Raw genomic sequence first — 19,542 nt, 5'->3', positions numbered from 1 at the left:
CGCCTCAGAAGGGAACGTCCCGTGACTCACGCCAGCACCCGTCCTGACGTCGTCCACGTCAGCTCGGTGCACTCCTGGTCCGACAACCGTGTCCACTACCGCGAGTGCGTCACCCTTGCGGATGCCGGTTACCGGGTCTCTCTGGTGGCCGTCCGGAGCACCACGGACGCGCCGCGCACCGCAGTCGAGCTCATCGAGCTCGACCGCATGCCGCGAGCACTGCGCGTCGTTCTCGGGTCGGCACGGGCCATCGCTGCCGGGGTGCGCACGAAGGCCCCGATCGTCCACCTTCACGATCCCGAGCTCGTCTGGGCGATCCCACTGCTGCGAGCGATGGGGAGGAAGGTCGTGTACGACGCCCACGAGGACCTCCCCCACCAGGTAGCCGGCAAGGCATACATCCCCCGCCCGCTTCGCCCCGTCGCTGTCGCGGCAGCACACCTCGCTGTGCGTGTCGCGGCACTGAGCAACCGGGTCGTGGCTGCGACACCGACCATCGCTGCCCACTTCCCCAAGAAGGACGTCACCGTCGTCCGCAACTACCCGGTGCTGCGCAGCGAGGAGGCGGCGGCGCGCCCGTCACACCAGCGGAGCAAGAAGGCCGCGTACGTCGGTCTCATCGCCCCGACGCGCGGTGCCCGCGTCATGGTGGACGCAGCGGTGCACGAGGCCTTCCCGGAAGACTGGCGCCTGACGTTGGCGGGGCCGATGTCATCGGAGCTCCGGAAGGAGCTCGAGGGCATGTCGGGCTGGGGCGCGACTGACTACAAGGGCCAGGTGCCGCCCGATGTTGCGCGCGACCTGCTCCTCGATGCTGCCGTCGGATTCGTCCTGCTCGAGGACAAGCCCGCCCATCGCGACGCACTCCCGACCAAGATGTTCGAGTACCTCGCCGCCGGCCTACCAGTCATCGCGTCCGACTTTCCCCTGTGGCGCGAGATCGTCCTCGACGGCGACTGTGGCCTGGTCGTTGATCCCGCCTCGCCCAGCGAGGTAGCTGAAGCGGTCAGCCGCTACGCGAACGACCCTGACCTGGTGGCGCGGCACTCCGCGAATGGGCGACGTCTTGCAGTGGAGGAGCTGAACTGGCAGCGCGAAGGGGAGACGCTCGTAGGCCTTTACCGCGAGCTCGCAGCGAGGTGAGACGAGTGCTCGGGCGCTTTCGCTCGCTTTCCCGTGCACCCGTTGCCAAGATCCTGTTCGGCAGTGTCCTCGGGCAGGGGGCCGTGCTTGCTGCCTCGCCGGTTCTCACGCGGCTGTACTCACCCGACCACTTCTCAGCTTTCGCGTCGCTCACGGCTATCGCAGCCATCCTGGGCGGCCTGGCAACGCTGAGCTGGGAGCGTGCGACGGTCGTCCCCCGGCAGGAGGAGACTGCCCGCACACTGCTCACCCTCGGGCTCTTGTCGGCTCTCGTGGTGTCGTCCATCCTCGCGCTCATCTCGTTCGCTGCCCGCGACTGGCTGGCCGACGTGACCGGCGTGCCGCTCTTCGCCGTCTACTGGTGGCTGGTCCCTGTCACCGTCTGCTTCATCGCCGTCTTCGGGATCATGTCGTCCTGGCTGGTCCGGGGCCAGGACTACACGGGCCTGGCTGTGAGGAACGGCGTGCAGGGCATCTCCCAGGCGCTCTCGGGCGTCATCCTCGGTGTGGTGGGCGTCGTCCCCCTGGGGCTCCTCCTGAGCACCGCGGTGGGACGTGCCGCGGCGCTTCTCGGTGTCTCCCGCCGTCTGAGGCGCGACGGCGGCGAGCGGGTCACGCTCCGACAGATCGGCTCCACGGCCGCCACCTACAGGCGCTTCCCTCTGGTGAACACCTGGTCGCGGCTCGCGAACGCTCTCGGCGTGCACTTGCCGATCGTGCTGATCGTGAGCTTCTACGGGAGCATCGAAGTGGGCCTCTTCGCGCTCACGGTCCGCGTCCTCGCCGCCCCCGTGGGCATGATCATCGACGCGACCGCGCAGTGGTTCGAGGGCGCCTTCGCCATGCAGTTCCGCGAGGGCAGCGGCAAGCTGCGCCCGTTCATCACGAAGTCGGCCTGGCGGCTCCTGGCGGTCGGTCTCGGGCCCTCCCTCCTCCTCGCGGTCACGGGGCCGGCAGTCTTCGACCTCGTGTTCGGGTCGACCTGGCGGGAAGCCGGTGTCTTCGCGCAGATTGTCGTCGCCTCCTACCTGGCGCAGTTCTGCGTGGCCCCCGTGTCCCGAGCCCTGGTGATCCTTGGTTGGCAGGTGACCCAGCTCGTGTGGGATGTGACTCGCGCTCTCGCCACGCTGGGCACGATCGTGGCGGCCGCCACACTCGAGCTTTCCCTCACGGGCTGCCTCGTCGCATTGACGTGTGCGCAGGTGGCCTCGTACCTCGTCCTTTTCCTCCTGTGCGTGAACGCGGCCGGGCGAGCAGACCAGCCATCTCAGGTCGTGTCCTCCTGACCCCTCATGCGGCGAAGGGGCTGACCACCGTAGGAGCTGCCACTGACACGTACCTGGGCGGGGCCTAGGTGTACTGACCACGGAGGTTGGGCACGCGGTCGGGGTGTCGATGTGACATGAGGAAGACCTCCGAGTGAGGTGTGGAGCTGTCTAGGAAGCACGCCGAACCACTCGGAGGTCTTCATGTCCCACGCTAACGCCCCGCTGACCCCGGCCGGTCGTCTGCGTCTGGCCAGGTGCGTCGTAGATAAGGGCTGGCCCCTGCGGCGGGCCGCGGAGCGGTTCGGGGTGTCGGTGACGACTGCGCCCCGCTGGTCTGATCGCTACCGCGCCCAGGGGAAGGCGGGGATGGTCGACCGCTCCAGCCGGCCCACCACTGCCCTGCCGCACCCCGCAGCGCACCGAGCGACGGGTCGTGGGACTGCGGGTGTCACGACGCTGGGGCCCAGCCCGCATCGCCTACCACCTGGGCATGCACCCCTCCACGGTGCACAAGATCCTCACCCGCTACCGGTGCCTGCGCCTGTCGTTCACTGACCCAGCCACCGGGGCGCCGGTGCGCGCCGCGCGGCGGCGGGTGCGCCGTTACGAGCACGCGGCGCCCGGTCACCTGGTCCACGTGGACATCAAGAAGCTGGGCCGCATCCCCGACGGAGGGGGCCACAAGGTCCTGGGCCGAGCAGCCGGCAAGCGCGACCGCCGCCGCGGGATGGGCTACTGGTACATCCAACACGCCGTCGATGACCACTCCCGCCTGACCTACAGCGAGCTGCTACCCGATGAGCGCAAGGAGACCGCCGCAGCGTTCTGGAAGCGCGCGAGTGCGTTCTTCGCCGCCGCCGGGATCACCGTGCGCCGGGTGCTGACCGATAACGGCGCCTGCTACGGCTCCCGGGCCTTTGCCGCCGCCCTGGGCGAGACGATTACCCACAAGCGCACCCGGCCCTACCGGCCTCAGACCAACGGCAAGGTCGAGTGCTTCAACCGCACCATGCTCGAGGAATGGGCCTATGCCCGGCCCTACTCATCAGAGGCCGAGCGCACCGCTGCCTTCCCCGGCTTCCTCCATCACTACAATCACCACCGCGGCCACACCGCTCTCAAGGGCGCCTCACCCGCCAGCCGCGTACCCAACCTCTGCGGACAGCACACCTAGCGCACAGGTGTGGGAGGATGCTGCGGCACCGCAAGACTCGGCGTTCGGGGGTATCGAATGGAACTGGGCGACTACCTGCGCACCCTGCGGACTCGCTGGCTCACAGTGGTCGCCGTCACACTCGTCACCTTGGCCGCGACAGCGGCAGCAACGTTGCTGATGACCCCTCAGTACACCTCCTCGACCCGAATGTTCTTCGCTGTTCAGGGTGGGGAGTCGGTCTCCGACCTCGCGCAGGGCTCGACCTTCACAGAGAAGCAGATGGCCTCCTACGCCGAGGTCGCGAAGTCACCGATCGTGCTCGACCCGGTGGCGGACAGCTTCGGGCTCGACCGCGACGCCAGCACGCTCGCGCGCGCGCTGAGCGTCACGGTGGCTGCGGACACGACCATCCTTGTCATCTCCGCCACCGATGAGGACCCCGTGCTCGCTAGGGACCTGGCCAACGCTGTGGCGGACCATCTGTCGGCAACCGTCGGCGGCCTCTCGCCGGAGCGTCCGGACGGCACGGAGACTGTGCGTGCGACGATGCTGAGCGAGGCCGAGGTTGCCGAGTCGCCCTCCTCGCCGAACACCACGCGAAACCTCGCGCTCGGTCTGGTGCTTGGCTTGCTCCTTGGGGTCGGCGTCGCCCTACTCCGCCAGGTGCTCGACACCAAGGTCCGGGACGAGAGCGACATCTCGGCAGTGACCGAGGCGACGCCACTGGCGACCGTGCCCGTCGACCCAGCGGCCACCGACCACCCCGTCTTCATGCACGACGACTCCATGGGGGCGCGTGCCGAGGCCATCCGGCGCCTGCGCACCAACCTGCAGTTCGTCGACTTCGGGGACCGTCCCAGCTCGATTGTCGTGACGTCGTCCGTGCCGGGCGAGGGCAAGACGACGACGGCCATCAACCTCGCGGCCTCGCTCGCCGACGCTGGCGCGCGCGTCATCCTCGTCGACGCGGACCTCCGCCGTCCCTCGGTCGCGAAGTACATGGGCTTCGAGGGGCGCGTCGGTCTGACAACCGTCCTCATCGGTCGCGCGAACGTCGAGGACGTCGTCCAGCCGTGGCAGGGCACCTCCCTCGACATCCTGCCCTCGGGGCAGATCCCGCCGAACCCCAGCGAGCTCCTCGGCTCCCGGGCGATGACCAGGCTTCTCGGCGACCTCGCCGGAACCTACGACGTGGTCATCATCGACAGCCCGCCCCTCCTGCCGGTGACCGACGCAGCGATCCTCAGCAAGCTTGTCGGTGGCACGCTCGTCGTGGCTGGCGCGGACCGCCTGCACAAGCCGCAGCTGCGCACCTCCCTGGAGGCGCTCGCCAAGGTCGACGCGCACGTTCTCGGCATCGTCCTCAACAAGGCACAGCGCAAGGAGCGCGACCGCTACGCGTACGAGTACTACTCGAGCGACGACCCGGCACTGACGGGCACCCGTTCTGCCGCGAACAGCCGGTCGAACCGGCCCACGGCACCCCCGCCCGCCCACGCGAAGCGTTCCACCTGGCCGGGAGAGAAGCTCTCCGCCTCGCGGCGCTGAGCTACCAGCTCTGCCCGCCGTCGGTGGACACCTGGACCTCGTCCCCGGCCCACAGCCACAGCGAAGCCCCGACGCCGGCAACCGCCAGCGGGCCGGGGGCTGCGGTGACGCATGACGGCTGCGCGGGCACCGCTCCGTCGGTACCCGCCAGGCCGACGGCGACGGCGTCGCCGCACGCGTCGTGGGCGCCCGCCAGCACGTAGCCGGCGTCGGCCACACCGATCGCCGTGGCGTCGACGGCGGGCGCGACCTCGCTCCACGACGCGCCGCCGTCCGCGGTGAGGGCGAGGCGGCCGTCGGAGCAGAGCACGGCGGCGTCGGAGACGTCGAGGGCGGCGAGGTCGACGGCCTCGCACGGCACGGAGGTCTGGCCGGACGGCGTCGCCATGGTCGTCGGGTCGGACGGGGTCAGGTACCAGGACCCGTCGAGGAACTGGTCGTTCGTCGACCAGCCCGAACCGCCGTCGGAGGACGAGACGTAGGTCGGCACACAGTCCTCCCCTCCGCCGATCGCGAACAGGCTCTGCGGGCCGAGCACACGGACGCGGCTCACCGGCCCCAGCGGGGACGGGACCTGCTCCCACGTCTGGCCCCCGTCCACGGTCCGCTCCAACGTCCCGGGTGTCCCGCACTCGCCCACGGTCGCCCGCCACGCCGTCGTCCCGTCCGCGTTGACGATGCGTCGTTCTGTCGGCGCGGCAGAGACCGCCGTGCCGGGCGCCAGGGGCGGGGGCTCCTCCTTGGCAGGCGACACGCCGTCCGCCGTCGCCACCGGTGATGGCCGGGCTGACTGCTCGTCGTCCACGGCCGGTGCCGGCCGCAGCACCAGCAGCGCAATGAGAACGACGTTGAGGACGACCAGCGCACCCAGGCCGGCGATGGACCAGGAGCGGGGCGAGCGGGAGGACACGGTGGGCACCTCGGGGGAAGGGGAAGACGGAGCGGGTGGGGTCTGTCGGGACGGCAGGTCAGGGGCCGAGGAATACTTGGGAGCAGAGGAACTTCTCGCCGTCGGGCACACAACCGACACCGACCTCGGTGAGGTCGGGATCGACGATGTTGGCACGGTGCCCGGGAGACCCGAGCCACGCGTCGACCACATCGATCGGCACCGCGGTGCTGTTCACGAGGTTTTCCGCCGCCGTCGTCAGCGGCGCGCAGGCCTCGATCACCGGCCCGAGCGGCGCATGAACCAGTTCGTCCTCGCCGACGAGGGCCGTCGCGCGCTCGAGCGCGGCCTCACGCGCGCAGTCAGAGCCCACGAGCGGTGCCAGCCCCTCGTCCTCGCGGGTCTCGTTCGTCAGCTGGACGAGCTCACCGGCGTAGCGCTCGACATCTGTGTCGGCGGCAGCCCGGGAGGGCTCGGCGGAGGACTCAGGAGACGGTTCAGCGCCTCCGCACGCCCCGAGCAGCGCCGCGAGCAGCACTGGTCCCGCGACCGCCCTGCCGATCGGTCTCCCGGCCCTGTGCGGCACCGCTACCTCCGTAAAGAACCCGGAAGGGCCCCCGCGAGTCGCGGGGGCCCTTCGAGGACGGTCGTGACGTGGGGTGTCAGGCAGAGACCTTGCCGCGGCGGGCGAGGAACAGAGCCGCGCCACCGACCAGCAGCAGCACGACGCCGCCGATGATGAGCGGGGTGGCGGTTGCACCGGTCTCGGGCAGCGACGGGCCGGCAGCGCCACCGCCGGCACCCGGGGCGGGCACCGGGGTCGCGGCGGTCCCGCCGTCGCCGACGACGACCTGGAAGCTCTCGATGACGTTCCCGTCAGCGTCGGTGGCGACGATCTGGAAGACCGCCTCCTGGGAGAGCGTGACACTGAAGACGGCCTGACCGTCGACAGCGGTCTTGGTCAGGGACTTGGCGCCAGCGATCTGGATGTCGTCGTCGGACACGGCGTCCGAGGACACCGTCAGGGTGACGTCGGTACCCGTCGGCGCGACGACGGTCACGGCGAAGGGCTCACCGGGAGCCGGGTTGGTCGTGGAGATGGTGGCGTCGAAGTCGTCCTCGGCGTAGCCGAACGCCGCGGTCGGCGCGAAGACAAGCAGCGCGGCCGCGAGGAGGCCAGCAAATGCGCGTCGGATCATGGTCTTCCCCCATAGGGTCGTCAGGACCGTGTCGGTCGATCGGTCTGGTACAGATTATCGGCTACTGTCGACATGTCAACGTGGCCGAGACGAATCTCTCACTTCCCGGCCCCGGTGTCATCCGGAGAAGCGTCTCCAGCCCATATCCCGGACCGCTCGTGATGTCGAACTCGGTCGTCACGGACTGCCCCGGGCTGAGGTGCACCCGTCGTGCTACGACCACCTGGTCGTCGTGGACCTGCGGGAACGCCTCGACCGCCCCGTCCGGGTCACGCACGTCGGTGATACGTCCGCCCGTCGGCGCGTAGACGAGGACGTTGGAGCGCATCTCGCCCTTCGGTACCACCCGACCGGAGCCGACCAGCGTCTCGGGCAGGGCCTCGGCATCCGCGGGCACCTCGGAGCTGAGCGTGACGGTGACGGTGAGGTCCTGGTTGCCGTCCGGGTAGCACTGGCGCGCCTCCACCTGCACGTCCATGCGCTGGTAATAGCCCACCTTCGCCGCGCTGAGGTCGTTGACGTAGACGCCGATAACGGGCCTGCCGTGCCCGTCGTCGCCCCGCAGCTCTCCGCTGAGCACGGTGCCCGAGAGGAGTGCCTGCTCGTTCTCACGGGCGGACCACGCGTACAGCCGGCCCTCGTCCGCCGCGTCCGCGAGCGCGGAGACCGTGGCGCCCGGGTCGGCCTGCCCGTTCATCACCGCACCGAAGACCGCGGCGGCGGCGACCTCGAAGAAGGCGTCCTGGGCCGCAGTGTCCGCGATGGAGCGGTACACGCCGTTGAGCATGAGCTCGGCGGCGTTCTCCGCGGTGAGCTGGCCACCGCCGAGGGCCGCGGCGAAGGGCCCCGCCTGGGCGAGGAGCTCCTCCGGGATACCGACCGGCCCGGTCGCCTCGAGGAGCGAGCCGAGGACGACGGGGTCCACGGAGAAGACGCCGTCGACCTCGCCGCCCACGCGCTGGTCCCACATCTCGCGGATGAGCTGTGCGCTGCGGGGGAAGTCGGGGGTGGCGGTGACGTTGCCTGGATAGCGGCCCAGCTGCGTGCCGAACAGGGAGACCTCGGTGTCGCTGAGCTCGACGGCGGGCTCGGGGAAGCTGCCGATGTCGACAGCTGAGCGCTGCTCGACCAGCTCGACCGCTCCGCCCTCCGCGCGCAGCAGGATGAAGGCGCCGGTCAGCCCGCCCGTGGAACGCGGCTCTGCGTTGTTCTGCACCATTAGGAGGTACTCGCGCGGCTCGTCGGCGCCGAACATCGGCGGGATGAGCTGGACGGCGCGGGAGGCGGTGGCGGTGAGGCTCGCGACGTCGTCGACCTGCGCCCCGAGGCGGTCGAGCTGTTCGACGACGAGGTCGGCGACGCCCACGGTGTCGATGCCGCGCAGCCGCTCCCGGGCGTCCTGGACCACGCCGTCGGCGGCGACCACCCGCGGCGCCACCTCCGCGAAGGGCGCGAGGTCGATCCGGCCGTCCTGCGGGGCGAGGCGTGCGGGGTTGACGACGTCCGTGGCGGCGACGAGCTCGGACAGGGCGCCGGCGGCGAGGTCGTCGACGACCTCGGTCGTGGTGCGCACCGCGGTGATGTTCGGTCCCACCCAGGGCAGCTTCGCGGCGAGGGACCAGTGCGGGCCGGAGACGGCGTCCCGGGCGGCGCCGGTGTGCTCCTGGAGCTCGGCGGTCGACGCCGCGGCGGCGTCCACCTGCCCGCTCAGCGCCTCCTCGCGCAGCTCGCTGACGATCGGCATGGCCGCGCGCAGCTCGCTGTACGCGGCGCGGGCCTGCAGCGCGAAGACCACCCCGAGCGCGAGGATGGCGAGCAGGACGGCGAGGATGACGAGCGTGAGGACGGTGCGGCCGCGACGGCTCCGGCGGCGCCGACGACGGCGCGAGCGGCCGCCGTCGTCGTCCGACGTGGTGGTGGCGGATCCGCCGTCGTCCTCGAGCCAGCTGGGGAAGTTGTCCGTCACGGGTCCATCACACCACGCAGCCCGCGGCCGCGGCCTCCTCCTCCAGTGCTATCCGGTGAGCGAGCGGAAGGCGCGTGTCTGCCAGGCGGCGTAGGACTCGTCGGCCTCGGCGAGGACCTTGTGGCTGACGAGTGCGAGCGGGGTGAGGCCGGCGATGAGCGGCTCGCAGTCCGGTCCGCGGCCGCGCACCTCCCCGGTGACCAGCCACGGCTCGACGCCACCGTGGACGAGGTGCGCGCGGCGGGTGAGCTGGCGGGCGACCCACGTGCGTGAGCCCGCACCCCACCACGCCTCGGGGCACAGCGGCCACGCGGGGACGCCGGGAAGGAGGTAGCCGCTCTCGCGCTCGCGGCGGCCGGTGTCGTCCCGGTCGTCCGGCGCGTAGCTGAAGCGCAGGTAGACGTCGTCGTGGCTGCTGCACAGCTCGACTACGGCGCTGAGGGTCTCGAGGACCGGCAGCTCGTGGCCACCACGCAGCGGGTGGTAGGTCCCTGCGTTGCCGTGCGGGTCGATCAAGGTCATGACTACCCCCAAGCACCGTCGCTCCGGCCCGCAAGGGTGAGCGAGCCGCTTGGGAGAAATTCTGCTCCTGTCGACGTGCCGGCGCCATCGGTGCGGGCCGGTCCGACGGCGGTATGGTCGGGGCAGCTGACCACGGGGGAAGGGCGAGTCATGGCGTACCGATCGGGCGAGGACTTCACGCTCCTCATCGTCTGCACCGGCAACATCTGCCGCTCCCCCGCGATCGAGCGGCTCTTCCGCTCCGCCTTCACCGCCGGCAGCGGGATCTCCGTGCACAGCGGCGGCACCGGTGCGCTCGTCGGCGAGCCGATCCAGCCGCCGATGGCCGCGCTGCTCGAGCGGGCGGGCGTCTCCTCCGCGGACTTCGCCGCGCGGCGGGTGACCGAGCCGATGATCGTCGGCGCCGACCTCGTGCTCACCGCCACCCGGCAGCACCGCGCCGACGTCGTCGAGCACGTGCCGGCCGCGGTGCGGCGGTCCTTCACCGTGCGAGAGTTCGCGCGGCTGGCGACGGCGGTCGACCCGGGCGCTCTCGAGGAGGCCGCCGGGCCGGGTGCGCGACCGGCGGAGCGGCTGGCGGCGCTCGTACCGCTCGCCGCGCGCGAGCGCACGCGGGTGCCGGCCGAGCTGGACGACATCGTCGACCCCTACCGGCAGTCGGACGAGGTGTACCAGCAGTCCTTCGACCAGCTGATCGACGCGGTGCGCGGCATCGCGCGGGTGGTGCTGGGGGTCCGGCCGGCGTAACCGGCCTTGACATCGCGCGGCGGCGCGCGGAGACTCCGGATCGTATACGACTTCGCCCGCGATGCTGAGGAGCGCTGCCGCATGACCACCGACCCGATCTCCGCTGAGCTGGGCCACCGGCCGGGCAAGGTCATCGCCGTCCACCTGAGCTACCGCTCGCGCGCGGAGCAGCGCGGCCGCGTGCCGAAGCACCCGTCCTACTTCCTCAAGACGTCCTCCTCCCTCACCGGCTCGGGCGACGTCGCCCGGCCCGCCGGGACCGAGCTGCTGGGCTTCGAGGGCGAGATCGCCGTCGTCATCGGCACACCGGCGCGCAACGTCTCCCCCGAGGCGGCGTGGGCGCACGTCGGCTGGGTCACCGCCGCCAACGACCTCGGCCTGCACGACCTGCGCTACGCGGACAAGGGCTCCAACGTCCGCTCCAAGGGCGGGGACGGCTTCACGCCCGTCGGCCCGCGGCTGATCCCGGCCACCGAGGTGGACCCGGCCCGTCTCGGCGTGCGCACCTGGCTGGACGACGAGCTCGTCCAGGACGACTCCACCGAGGGCCTCCTCTTCCCCTTCGCGCTCATGATCGCCGACCTCTCCCGCGTCATGACCCTCGAGCGCGGGGACGTCATCCTCACCGGCACCCCGGCCGGCGCGTCGGTCGCGCAGCCCGGCCAGCGCGTCGCCGTCGAGGTCTTCTCCCTCGACAACCCTGCCGTGACGAGCGGACGCCTCGAGACCGCCGTCGTCGACGCCCCCGCGCTCGCCGAGTGGGGCAACCCGCCCAAGGTCGACGACGCGCAGCGCGCCGACGCGTGGGGCCAGGAGCCCGAGCCCGCCTTCACACTCACCCCGGAGCTGCGCCGGCGCCTGGCCGCGGTCGCCGTCGCCACCCTGTCGGTCCAGCTGCGCAAGCGCGGCTACGACACCGTCTCGATGGACGGCGTGCGCCCGCTCGTGCCCGGCCGCGGCCTGGTCGGCACGGCGCGCACGCTGCGCTACGTGCCCTACCGCAAGGACCTCTTCGCCTCCCACGGCGGCGGCTTCAACGCCCAGAAGCAGGCTGTCGACTCCGTCAACGAGGGTGAGGTCGTCGTCATGGAGGCCCGCGGCGACTCCTCCGCCGGCACCCTCGGCGACATCCTCGCCATGCGCGCCAAGGTGCGCGGCGCGGCCGGCATCATCACCGACGGCGCCGTCCGCGACGCCGTCCCCGTCGCCTCGATCGGCCTCCCGGTCTACTCCTCCGGCAAGCACCCCGCCGTCCTCGGCCGCCGCCACGTGCCGTGGGAGATCGACGTGACCATCTCCTGCGGCGGCGCCACCGTCCAGCCCGGTGACGTCATCGTCGCCGACGACGACGGCGCGATCGTCATCCCGCCGGCTCTCGTCCTCGAGGTGCTCGAGGCCGCCGAGGCGCACGAGGAGGAGGACGCCTTCGTCCTCGAGATGGTCCAGCGCGGCGAGGCCGTCGACGGGCTGTTCCCGATGAACGCGGAGTGGCGCGCGCGGTACGAGGAGTGGAAGGCCGCCCGCGACTGAGCCCTACGGGGCCGGCGTGATGGCGCGGGCCAGGCCCTGCAGGGCGTCCGGGAGCACGCGGTAGTACGCCCACTTCCCGCGCTGCTCCCGCTCGACGAGCCCGGCCTCGGTCAGCCGCCGCATGTGGTGGGAGACCGTCGGCTGGCTCAGCCCGACCGGTTCGGTGAGGTCGCAGATGCAGGCCTCCCCCTCCGGGGCGGCGGCGATGAGCGAGAGCAGCCGGACGCGCGTGGGGTCCGCGAGCGCCTTGAACGCGACGGCGAGGTCCTGCGCGCCCCGCTCGTCCAGGGCGGAGCTCAGCACCGGGGTGCAGCACGCGGCGGGCGTGGACTGGGTGGGCATGGGGCAATGCTGCCACACGTATTGACAGTCGTCGATGCGTGCGCCACGCTCCTCGCATTGATTCCTGTCGATGGGAGAGACTGATGGCCGAGAACGAGCTTCGTGAGCAGGTGCGGCGGCGCTACGCCGAGGCGGCGACGCGGGTGCGCGGCGGCGCGGGGAACGAGGAGGTGCTCGGCGGGACCGCGAGCGCCGGCTGCTGCGGGCCGACGAGCACACAGGTCACCTTCGGCGCGGGCCTGTACGACGCGCGCGACGCCGTCTCCCTTCCCGGGGACGCGGTGGCCGCGAGCCTCGGCTGCGGCAACCCGACCGCCGTCGCCGCGCTCCGGCCCGGCGAGCGGGTGCTTGACCTGGGCTCGGGCGGCGGGATCGACGTCCTGCTCTCCGCGCGGCGCGTGGGCCCCACGGGCTTCGCCTACGGCGTCGACATGACGCAGGAGATGCTCGAGCTCGCCCGCGCGAACGCCGCCGAGGCCGGCGTCGAGAACGTCGAGTTCCTCCACGGCACGATCGAGGCGGTTCCCCTGCCCGACGCCGCCGTCGACGTCGTCATCTCCAACTGCGTCATCAACCTGTCCACCGACAAGACGGCGGTGCTCGCGGAGATGTTCCGCGTCCTCGCGCCCGGGGGTCGGGTGGGCGTCTCCGACGTCGTCGCCGAGGACCACCTCACGCCGGAGGAGCGCGCCGAGCGCGGGTCGCACGCCGGCTGCATCGCCGGCGCGCTCAGCCGCGCGGAGTACCTCGAGGGGATGGCGGCGGCCGGGTTCACCGACGTCGTCGTCGAGTACACCCACGAGGTGGTGCCGCAGATGCACGGCGCCATCATCCGCGCGACCAAGCCCCGTGCCTGAGACTGGGACCATGACCGCGCCCACCGTGCTGTTCGTCTGCGTCCACAACGCCGGCCGCTCCCAGATGGCAGCCGGCTACCTCACCGCGCTCGCCGGCGACCGGGTCGTCGTCACCTCGGCCGGGTCGATGCCCGCGGAGGAGATCAACCCGGTCGCCGTCGCGGCCATGGCGGAGGAGGGCATCGACATCACCGCCAACCGACCCGCGCTCCTGCGCGACGAGGCGGTGCGCGAGGCCGACGTCGTCATCACGATGGGCTGCGGCGACGCCTGCCCGTACTACCCGGGCAAGCGCTACGAGGACTGGGTCCTGGCCGACCCGGCCGGTCAGGACCTCACGGCCGTGCGTCCCATCCGCGACGAGATCCGTCGCCGGGTCGAGGCGCTGCTCGCCGAGCTGCTGCCGTGAGGGTCGGGACGCGCGACGCTACGTGAGCGTCGTCTTCTCACTCCCCTCCTCGACCTCGTAGACGCCGCTGCGGAAGGGCACGGGGGTGAGCACACGGTAGACGGCCCCGTCGTCGAGCACCTCGGTCTCGACGACGTCGAAGCCGGTCGGCGCCGCACCCTCGTGGAAGAGCCGCTTGCCCGTGCCGACGATGACGGGGAACTCGATGATGCGGAACTCGTCGACGAGACCCTCGTTGTGGAGGGTCTGGATCAGCTGCCAGGACCCGTGGACCTGCAGCTCCTCCCCCGCCCGCTCCTTGAGCGCACGGACCGAGGCGGCGACGTCGTCGGCGATGAAGCTGGCGGTGTTGTCCCACGCGGGCTCGGTGAGGGTGGTGGAGACGACGTGCTTCGGGCAGCCGTTGAGCCTGGTCGCGACGCCGTCGGCCGGGTCGGTCACCTGCGGCCAGTAGCCGGCCATGATCTCGTAGGTGCGCCGGCCGAAGAGGAGCTCGCTGGTCCGCGAGAACCAGCCGTCGACGACGCGGCCGAAGCCCTCGCCGGCCAGCGGGACGACCCAGCCGCCGCGGTCGAAGCCGCCGCTGGTGTCCTCCTCCGGGCTGCCGGGGCCCTGCATGACGCCGTCGAGGGAGACGAAGGTGTGAACGGTGAGCCTCATGCCTGGGGTCCTTCCCGGTGCCGGTGTGCTGTCACCGGTTCGGACCCCCGGAGCGGCGCTAACTCATCGGCGACGCATCGTATATGTTGCTGGTGCGGCGAGGTACGGCCGCGGAGACGAAGGGACGCCATGACCGAGACAGGCACGATCTCCAAGTCGGAGATGGTCTACCGGCGCCTGCGCGAGCGGATCCTGTCCGGTGAGTACGGCGCCGGGTACCGGCTCGTGCTCGACAAGATTGCCCGCGAGGCCGAGGTCAGCCCGGTGCCCGTGCGCGAGGCGGTGCGCCGCCTCGAGGCCGAGGGGCTGGTGACATTCACCCGCAACGTCGGCGCGGAGGTGGCCGGCGTCAACGCCCGCGACTACACCAACGCGATGCAGACCCTCGCCTACCTCGAGGGTGCCGCGACCTCGCTGGCGGCGCCGCACCTGTCCGAGGAGGACCTCGACGAGGCCACCGGTGTCAACGACGAGATGCGCGCCCTGCACGAGGGCGAGTTCGACCCGGTGCGCTTCACCGAGCTCAACGAGCGCTTCCACCGGGTGCTGTGCGGGCCCTGCCCCAATGACCACCTGCTCGACCTCGTCCACCGCGAGTGGCAGCGCATGGCGATGATCCGGCGCACGAGCTTCAGCCGCCTGCCCTCCCGCCCCGCCACCTCGATCGCCGAGCACGACGCGCTGCTCGGGCTCATGCGCAACGGCGGCTCGCTCGACGAGATCGAGCGGGCGGCCCGGGCGCACAAGCTGCGGACGATGACGGAGTTCCTCAGCCAGGAGGCGGCCGCCGCGCCGGCGCGGTGAGGTGGACTGCGCCGTCGTCGACGGCGTAGGCGACCCGCGGCCACGCGAGCCGCTGGGTGATGTCTGCCCCTGCGGGCTCAGGGCCCGGGGGAGGAAGAGGTGCTTGTCGGAGCCCTGTCGGCTCGGCGGGAGCAGCGGTAGAAGATCGCGACACGGCGTCGGCTGGGCGGGAACCGTCTCCCCCACCGAAATCAACGACGGCGGAACGAGAGCCACGACCGCCGGGCGGGAGCGAGGGCGGTGGGTCGGGAGCGGAGGTAGCCGGCCGGGACTGGCGGTGACCGGAAGCGCACGGCTCCCGGTGGGCGAACGTGATTGCGTCGGGCGGGATCCGCGCTCGCTCCACGCGACATGGTTCCCGATCGGCTGACAGGCGCTCGCAGGGCACCTTCTCCCCCCGAGCCAGGTGACGCGCCCGGACCGTCGCAGGCGCCGTCGTCGGCGCGTCGTTGCGGTGGCCCGACACGGGCGGGTGGCGGCGCGGCACCGTCCCCGGGCCGCGAGCGAGCGCCCTGCGCGGTCCGCCGGGCGCTCGGGCGGGGCCCCGATCAGGCGTCGGTGTTGCGGCCGGTGAGCTTGTCGCGGAGGCGGTCGATGAACCCGACGCCCGGGCCGAGCGTCTTGTGGAACAGCTCGGAGTGCGGGGCGCTGGGGTGCGGACGGGTGGGCGCGGCCTTCATCGCCGCCTCGACCTTCTCGCGCAGCTCGACGAGCTCCTCCCGGGGGATGTGCTGACGCAGCTTGGGGAACTGGTCGGTCTCCTCGTCGTTGGCGTGGTGGCTGAGGAGCGCGTGCATCTCGCGGACCTCCTGCAGGAACCGCGGGTCCTCGGAGTCGAGGTCCTCGATGCGCTTCATGACGTCGACGAGCTCGTCGTGCTCCTTCTTGTCGTGCTCGACCTCCTCCTTCCCGTTGGGCACGTGCTTCTCCACCGCCGGGTAGACGTGCATCTCCTCGGCGACGGCGTGGCGCATGACCTCCGCGATGAGCGTGTCGGCGAGGTCGCGGCGCTCCTTCGGGTCGGCGGTCTCCTGGATCGTCTCGAGCAGCGCGATCATCAGCGCGTGGTCGTTGGTGAGGAAGTCGACGACGTCCTGCTCGGCGGTACCCGGCATCTGGCTCATGGATGTGCCCTCCTGTGTGTGCGTCCTTGCCTTGGCAGGGTAGGTCGGGGGCGTGCGGCGGGCATGTCGGGCGGAATACCGGCCCGCTCGGCGCGTTGTCCCGGCCATGAAGAACATCGGCTTCCTCTCCTTCGGCCACTGGACGCCCTCGCCGCAGTCGATGGTGCGCTCGGCGTCCGACGCACTGCTCCAGTCGATCGACCTCGCGGTCGCCGCCGAGGAGCTCGGGGCCGACGGCGCGTACTTCCGCGTCCACCACTTCGCCCGCCAGCTGGCCTCGCCGTTCCCGCTCCTCGCCGCCGTCGGCGCTCGCACGAGCCGTATCGAGATCGGCACCGGCGTCATCGACATGCGCTACGAGAACCCGCTCTACATGGCCGAGGACGCCGGCGCGGCCGACCTCATCTCCGGTGGGCGTCTGCAGCTCGGCATCAGCCGCGGCTCACCCGAGCAGGTGATCCGCGGGTACGAGTACTTCGGTCACGTGCCCGACGTCGGCACCTCCGACGCCGACATGGCCCGTTCCCACACGCTCCGCTTCCTCGAGGTGCTCGACGGCGAGGGCTTCGCCGAGCCCAACCCGCGGCCGATGTTCCCCAACCCGCCCGGGCTGCTGCGCATCGAGCCGCACTCCCCCGGTCTGCGCCGGCGGATCTGGTGGGGTGCCGGCTCGCGCGCCACGGCCGAGTGGACCGCCCAGCACGGGATGAACCTCATGAGCTCCACCCTGCTCACCGAGGACACCGGCGTGCCCTTCCACCAGCTCCAGGCCGAGCAGATCCAGCGCTACCGCGACGCGTGGGCGGCCGCCGGGCACGACTGGACGCCGCGGGTGTCGGTGAGCCGCTCGATCTTCCCGCTCGTCAGCGACCTCGACCGCCATCTCTTCTGGCGCGACACCCACTCCACCGACCAGGTCGGGCGCCTGGAGGGCGGGCTCGCGCGCTTCGGGAAGTCCTACGCGGGCGAGCCGGACAAGCTCGTCGAGGAGCTCGCCGAGGACGAGGCCGTCGCCGCCGCGGACACGCTGCTGCTCACGGTGCCGAACCAGCTGGGCGTGGAGTACAACGCCCACGTCATCGAGAGCGTGCTCACGCACCTCGCGCCGGCGCTGGGGTGGCGGTAGGTCGCCGCTCGGCGACGATCAGGCCCTGGGTCCGGGTGCCCGGGTCCGTCCGTACCTGCACGTCCACGACCGTGAAACCCGCCCGGTCGAGGCGGTTGGTGAGTCCCTCCACGGACCAGAAGTACGCCGTCGTGATCGCGTGGTCGAAGGGCTCGCCGTCGGCGCCGACGAAGAAGCCGGCGGCGAGGCTCCCGCCCGGGCGGAGGCAGCGGGCAAGCTCAGCGAGGGGCCCGTGGATGTGACGCGGGTCGGTGTGGATGAGCGAAAACCAGGCGAGGACCCCGCCGAGGCTGCCGTCCGGGAGGCCGAGGCCCTCGGCCCGCCCGGTCCGGTAGCGCGCCTCGGGGTAGCGGGCGCGGGCGGCGGTGATGAACGTGTCGACCGGGTCGACACCCTCGATGTCGATGCCCTGGTCGTGGAGGAAGCTCGTCCACTGGCCGGGGCCGCAGCCGACGTCGAGGACGGGGCCCTCGATCCCGCGCGCCCAGGCGAGGAGGGCGTCCCTGTCCGCCTGAGCCGCGTGCTCGATCAGGCCGACGGCGTTCGTGTAGTCCTCGGCGCGGGCGGAGTAGGCCTGGCGGACCTCGGCGATGGGCACGGCCCGACCCTACGCAGGCCGTCTGTCCACCGGGCGAGCTCGAATGTCAGACCCCCCTGCGACGATGTGACCAGCAGCACATCGAGAGGTGCGAAGGAGGTGGGAACCGTGACCGAGGAGATCACCGGCGGCGCGGGTTCCACCCCTGGCCGTGGCTCGGGCACCGGGGTGGTGGCCGATGCGATGGGTGAGCTGGACACGATCCTGGAGCGCCTGTCCCGGTTGGAGGCGATGGACTGGCACGAGCTGGACGGGCACCTCCTGCACGAGGTCTTCGACCGGACCGAGCTCGTCGAGCGGCGCGTAGCGGCAATGCGGTCGGCGCAACTGGCCACGATCGAGGCGAACGGGCTGTGGGCGCTGGAGGGTCAGCGGACCTTTGCCGCGTGGCTGCGCACCCGCACGGATGCGACGGCGCAGGGGGCGGCGCGGCAGGTGCGTCAGGCGCGGGCGCTGCGCGACCTGCTGCCCCGGGCGCGGGCGGCGCTGGCGCAGGGGCGGATCAGTGAGGAGCACGTCAGTGTGCTCGTGCGCGGGGCGATCACCACCACCCGCCAGCGGATGCAGCTGACCGACGAGGAGCTCGGTGAGGGCTTCCTGGTGGAGCAGGCCGAGCAGATGGACGCCACGTCCTTCGCCAAGCTCGTCGCCACCTGGGCCATCGCCGCCGACCCCGAGGCCGCCGACCGCGCCTGGCGGGAGGACGGCGCCAAGGAGCAGCTCACGTTGTCGCGCACGATGGACGGCTACCACCTCAACGGGTGGCTCGATGAGCTCTCCGGTCAGACCGTCGACACCGCACTGCGCGCCCACATGGGCCGCAAGGCCAAGGGCGATGAGCGCACCCCGGCCCAACGGAGGGCGGCGGCACTGACGTCGCTGGCCCGCCAGTCGCTGGATGCCGGGGAGCAGGGCAAGGGTGCCCGCATCCGCCCCCACGTCACCGTCACCACCGACCTGGACACCCTGCGGGCACTGGCCGCGGCCACCGGGTCGCCCCAGCCGCCGGTCACCACGAGTGGGCGGGAGCACGAGCCGGGCGCCGAGCTCGGCTTCTGGGAAGAGGCCACCCTCACCGCCCCCGGTGGACCGCGCGACCCGAATCGGCCCGCCGGTGACCCGTTCCAGCTGTCCCCGGAGGCCAAGGAGTGGATGGACGCGTGGCAGCCGGGTGACACCCACGTCATCTCCACCGCCATCGACCCCCGAGCGTTGACCGGCATCACCCCCGCCACCCTGGAGGACGGCACCCCAGTCCCGCCGGCCATGCTGCTCCGCCTCGTGTGCGAGTCGAGCCTCTCCCGGGTGGTCTTCGGACCCGAGTCCACAGTGCTGGACGTGGGCAGGGAGCAGCGGATCTTCCCCGCCCACATGGTGCGGGCCATCATCGCCCGCGACAAGAAGTGCCAGTACCCCGACTGCGACCAACCACCCGGCGTCGGGGAGATCCACCACTCCCTGCAGTGGTACCGCGACGGCGGCAACACGTGTGTGGAGCACGGGATCCTGCTGTGCTGGCACCACCACGACTGGGTCCACGCCTACGGCATCACCATCGCCCGCGCAGCAGGCCGCTGGTACTTCTACACCCGCCACGGCCAGCTCATCACCGCCCAGCACGAACAGACCTAGAAACCCCAGGGGACAGGTCTGC

19 protein-coding genes and 1 pseudogene are annotated in these 19,542 nt (G+C 71.7%); 11 read left to right on the top strand and 9 right to left on the bottom strand.

From position 1 onward, the window contains the following. The first annotated feature begins 21 nt into the window (after window positions 1-21). From AA0005_RS06105 to AA0005_RS06090, 4 genes and pseudogenes are all read left to right on the top strand, one after another. A complete protein-coding gene (locus AA0005_RS06105) occupies window positions 22-1,143 on the top strand; it encodes a glycosyltransferase (protein ID WP_413452521.1) in 1,122 nt (373 codons plus the stop codon). Between the two features lie 5 nt (window positions 1,144-1,148). After that, window positions 1,149-2,429 (top strand): lipopolysaccharide biosynthesis protein, encoded by a 1,281-nt coding sequence (locus AA0005_RS06100; protein ID WP_413452520.1) that lies wholly within the window; start codon window positions 1,149-1,151, stop codon window positions 2,427-2,429. Between the two features lie 183 nt (window positions 2,430-2,612). After that, a pseudogene (locus AA0005_RS06095) lies at window positions 2,613-3,585 on the top strand (IS481 family transposase). Between the two features lie 57 nt (window positions 3,586-3,642). After that, window positions 3,643-5,115 (top strand): polysaccharide biosynthesis tyrosine autokinase, encoded by a 1,473-nt coding sequence (locus AA0005_RS06090; protein ID WP_413452519.1) that lies wholly within the window; start codon window positions 3,643-3,645, stop codon window positions 5,113-5,115. A gap of 1 nt (window position 5,116) precedes the next feature. Here AA0005_RS06090 and AA0005_RS06085 read toward each other — a convergent pair whose 3' ends face one another. The 5 genes from AA0005_RS06085 to AA0005_RS06065 form a co-directional block, all read right to left on the bottom strand. Continuing rightward, on the bottom strand, window positions 5,117-6,025 hold the full coding sequence (locus AA0005_RS06085) for a hypothetical protein (protein ID WP_413452518.1): 909 nt from the start codon (window positions 6,023-6,025) through the stop codon (window positions 5,117-5,119). A 58-nt stretch (window positions 6,026-6,083) separates the two neighbouring features. After that, window positions 6,084-6,542: a CAP domain-containing protein gene (locus AA0005_RS06080; protein WP_413452517.1), complete on the bottom strand. Its 459-nt coding sequence runs from the start codon at window positions 6,540-6,542 to the stop codon at window positions 6,084-6,086. 124 nt (window positions 6,543-6,666) lie between these two features. Continuing rightward, window positions 6,667-7,203, bottom strand: a complete 537-nt coding sequence (locus AA0005_RS06075; RefSeq protein ID WP_413452516.1) for an LPXTG cell wall anchor domain-containing protein — start codon at window positions 7,201-7,203, stop codon at window positions 6,667-6,669. A gap of 61 nt (window positions 7,204-7,264) precedes the next feature. Continuing rightward, window positions 7,265-9,169 carry a DUF4012 domain-containing protein gene (locus AA0005_RS06070; protein ID WP_413452515.1) on the bottom strand — a complete coding sequence of 635 codons (1,905 nt, stop codon included), beginning with the start codon at window positions 9,167-9,169 and terminating at the stop codon, window positions 7,265-7,267. A 48-nt stretch (window positions 9,170-9,217) separates the two neighbouring features. Further along, window positions 9,218-9,691 (bottom strand): DUF6098 family protein, encoded by a 474-nt coding sequence (locus tag AA0005_RS06065; RefSeq protein WP_413452514.1) that lies wholly within the window; start codon window positions 9,689-9,691, stop codon window positions 9,218-9,220. 150 nt (window positions 9,692-9,841) lie between these two features. On the opposite strand from AA0005_RS06065, the gene AA0005_RS06060 reads away from it, so the two are divergent. Then, window positions 9,842-10,438, top strand: coding sequence for a low molecular weight phosphatase family protein (locus AA0005_RS06060; protein WP_413452513.1), 597 nt, complete (start codon window positions 9,842-9,844; stop codon window positions 10,436-10,438). 81 nt (window positions 10,439-10,519) lie between these two features. Then, window positions 10,520-11,968 (top strand): fumarylacetoacetate hydrolase family protein, encoded by a 1,449-nt coding sequence (locus tag AA0005_RS06055; RefSeq protein WP_413452512.1) that lies wholly within the window; start codon window positions 10,520-10,522, stop codon window positions 11,966-11,968. 3 nt (window positions 11,969-11,971) lie between these two features. Here the strand turns inward: AA0005_RS06055 and AA0005_RS06050 are convergent, their stop codons facing one another. After that, complete coding sequence (locus tag AA0005_RS06050; protein WP_413452511.1) at window positions 11,972-12,310, bottom strand: metalloregulator ArsR/SmtB family transcription factor; 339 nt, start codon at window positions 12,308-12,310, stop codon at window positions 11,972-11,974. Window positions 12,311-12,393: 83 nt separating this feature from the next. On the opposite strand from AA0005_RS06050, the gene arsM reads away from it, so the two are divergent. Both arsM and AA0005_RS06040 read left to right on the top strand, forming a co-directional pair. Continuing rightward, the gene (arsM, locus tag AA0005_RS06045; protein WP_413452510.1) at window positions 12,394-13,167 is read left to right on the top strand and encodes an arsenite methyltransferase; all 774 of its coding nucleotides are present in this window, start codon (window positions 12,394-12,396) and stop codon (window positions 13,165-13,167) included. Window positions 13,168-13,177: 10 nt separating this feature from the next. Then, window positions 13,178-13,576, top strand: a complete 399-nt coding sequence (locus AA0005_RS06040; protein ID WP_413452509.1) for an arsenate reductase ArsC — start codon at window positions 13,178-13,180, stop codon at window positions 13,574-13,576. An 18-nt stretch (window positions 13,577-13,594) separates the two neighbouring features. Here the strand turns inward: AA0005_RS06040 and AA0005_RS06035 are convergent, their stop codons facing one another. Beyond that, window positions 13,595-14,236 (bottom strand): dihydrofolate reductase family protein, encoded by a 642-nt coding sequence (locus tag AA0005_RS06035; RefSeq protein WP_413452508.1) that lies wholly within the window; start codon window positions 14,234-14,236, stop codon window positions 13,595-13,597. A gap of 129 nt (window positions 14,237-14,365) precedes the next feature. On the opposite strand from AA0005_RS06035, the gene AA0005_RS06030 reads away from it, so the two are divergent. Next, entirely contained in the window at window positions 14,366-15,040 is a 675-nt protein-coding gene (locus AA0005_RS06030; RefSeq protein WP_413452507.1) for a GntR family transcriptional regulator, read from the top strand. Window positions 15,041-15,588: 548 nt separating this feature from the next. Here AA0005_RS06030 and AA0005_RS06025 read toward each other — a convergent pair. Next, the gene (locus AA0005_RS06025; RefSeq protein ID WP_413452506.1) at window positions 15,589-16,164 is read right to left on the bottom strand and encodes a hemerythrin domain-containing protein; all 576 of its coding nucleotides are present in this window, start codon (window positions 16,162-16,164) and stop codon (window positions 15,589-15,591) included. 106 nt (window positions 16,165-16,270) lie between these two features. Here AA0005_RS06025 and AA0005_RS06020 point away from each other — a divergent pair, with 106 nt between their 5' ends. Further along, the gene (locus tag AA0005_RS06020) at window positions 16,271-17,290 is read left to right on the top strand and encodes an LLM class flavin-dependent oxidoreductase (protein WP_413452505.1); all 1,020 of its coding nucleotides are present in this window, start codon (window positions 16,271-16,273) and stop codon (window positions 17,288-17,290) included. Here the strand turns inward: AA0005_RS06020 and AA0005_RS06015 are convergent. Then, complete coding sequence (locus tag AA0005_RS06015; protein ID WP_413452504.1) at window positions 17,256-17,888, bottom strand: class I SAM-dependent methyltransferase; 633 nt, start codon at window positions 17,886-17,888, stop codon at window positions 17,256-17,258. The two genes, AA0005_RS06020 and AA0005_RS06015, sit on opposite strands and share 35 nt — an antisense overlap. A gap of 108 nt (window positions 17,889-17,996) precedes the next feature. Here AA0005_RS06015 and AA0005_RS06010 point away from each other — a divergent pair, with 108 nt between their 5' ends. After that, window positions 17,997-19,520 (top strand): DUF222 domain-containing protein, encoded by a 1,524-nt coding sequence (locus AA0005_RS06010; protein WP_413452503.1) that lies wholly within the window; start codon window positions 17,997-17,999, stop codon window positions 19,518-19,520. Window positions 19,521-19,542 lie beyond the last annotated feature (22 nt).

Origin of the sequence: Georgenia phoenicis (genome assembly GCF_047302425.1) — a bacterium.
Classification (GTDB): domain Bacteria; phylum Actinomycetota; class Actinomycetes; order Actinomycetales; family Actinomycetaceae; genus Oceanitalea.
This window is presented reverse-complemented; position numbering and strand designations above follow the sequence as displayed.

Coding starts and splice junctions, on each gene's coding strand:
- AA0005_RS06040 (WP_413452509.1), top strand. CDS start 13,178: ATGACCGCGCCCACCGTGCTGTTCGTCTGCGTCCACAACGCCGGCCGC.
- AA0005_RS06035 (WP_413452508.1), bottom strand. CDS start 14,236: ATGAGGCTCACCGTTCACACCTTCGTCTCCCTCGACGGCGTCATGCAG.
- AA0005_RS06020 (WP_413452505.1), top strand. CDS start 16,271: ATGAAGAACATCGGCTTCCTCTCCTTCGGCCACTGGACGCCCTCGCCG.
- AA0005_RS06090 (WP_413452519.1), top strand. CDS start 3,643: ATGGAACTGGGCGACTACCTGCGCACCCTGCGGACTCGCTGGCTCACA.
- AA0005_RS06025 (WP_413452506.1), bottom strand. CDS start 16,164: ATGAGCCAGATGCCGGGTACCGCCGAGCAGGACGTCGTCGACTTCCTC.
- arsM (WP_413452510.1), top strand. CDS start 12,394: ATGGCCGAGAACGAGCTTCGTGAGCAGGTGCGGCGGCGCTACGCCGAG.
- AA0005_RS06075 (WP_413452516.1), bottom strand. CDS start 7,203: ATGATCCGACGCGCATTTGCTGGCCTCCTCGCGGCCGCGCTGCTTGTC.
- AA0005_RS06050 (WP_413452511.1), bottom strand. CDS start 12,310: ATGCCCACCCAGTCCACGCCCGCCGCGTGCTGCACCCCGGTGCTGAGC.
- AA0005_RS06065 (WP_413452514.1), bottom strand. CDS start 9,691: ATGACCTTGATCGACCCGCACGGCAACGCAGGGACCTACCACCCGCTG.
- AA0005_RS06030 (WP_413452507.1), top strand. CDS start 14,366: ATGACCGAGACAGGCACGATCTCCAAGTCGGAGATGGTCTACCGGCGC.
- AA0005_RS06055 (WP_413452512.1), top strand. CDS start 10,520: ATGACCACCGACCCGATCTCCGCTGAGCTGGGCCACCGGCCGGGCAAG.
- AA0005_RS06060 (WP_413452513.1), top strand. CDS start 9,842: ATGGCGTACCGATCGGGCGAGGACTTCACGCTCCTCATCGTCTGCACC.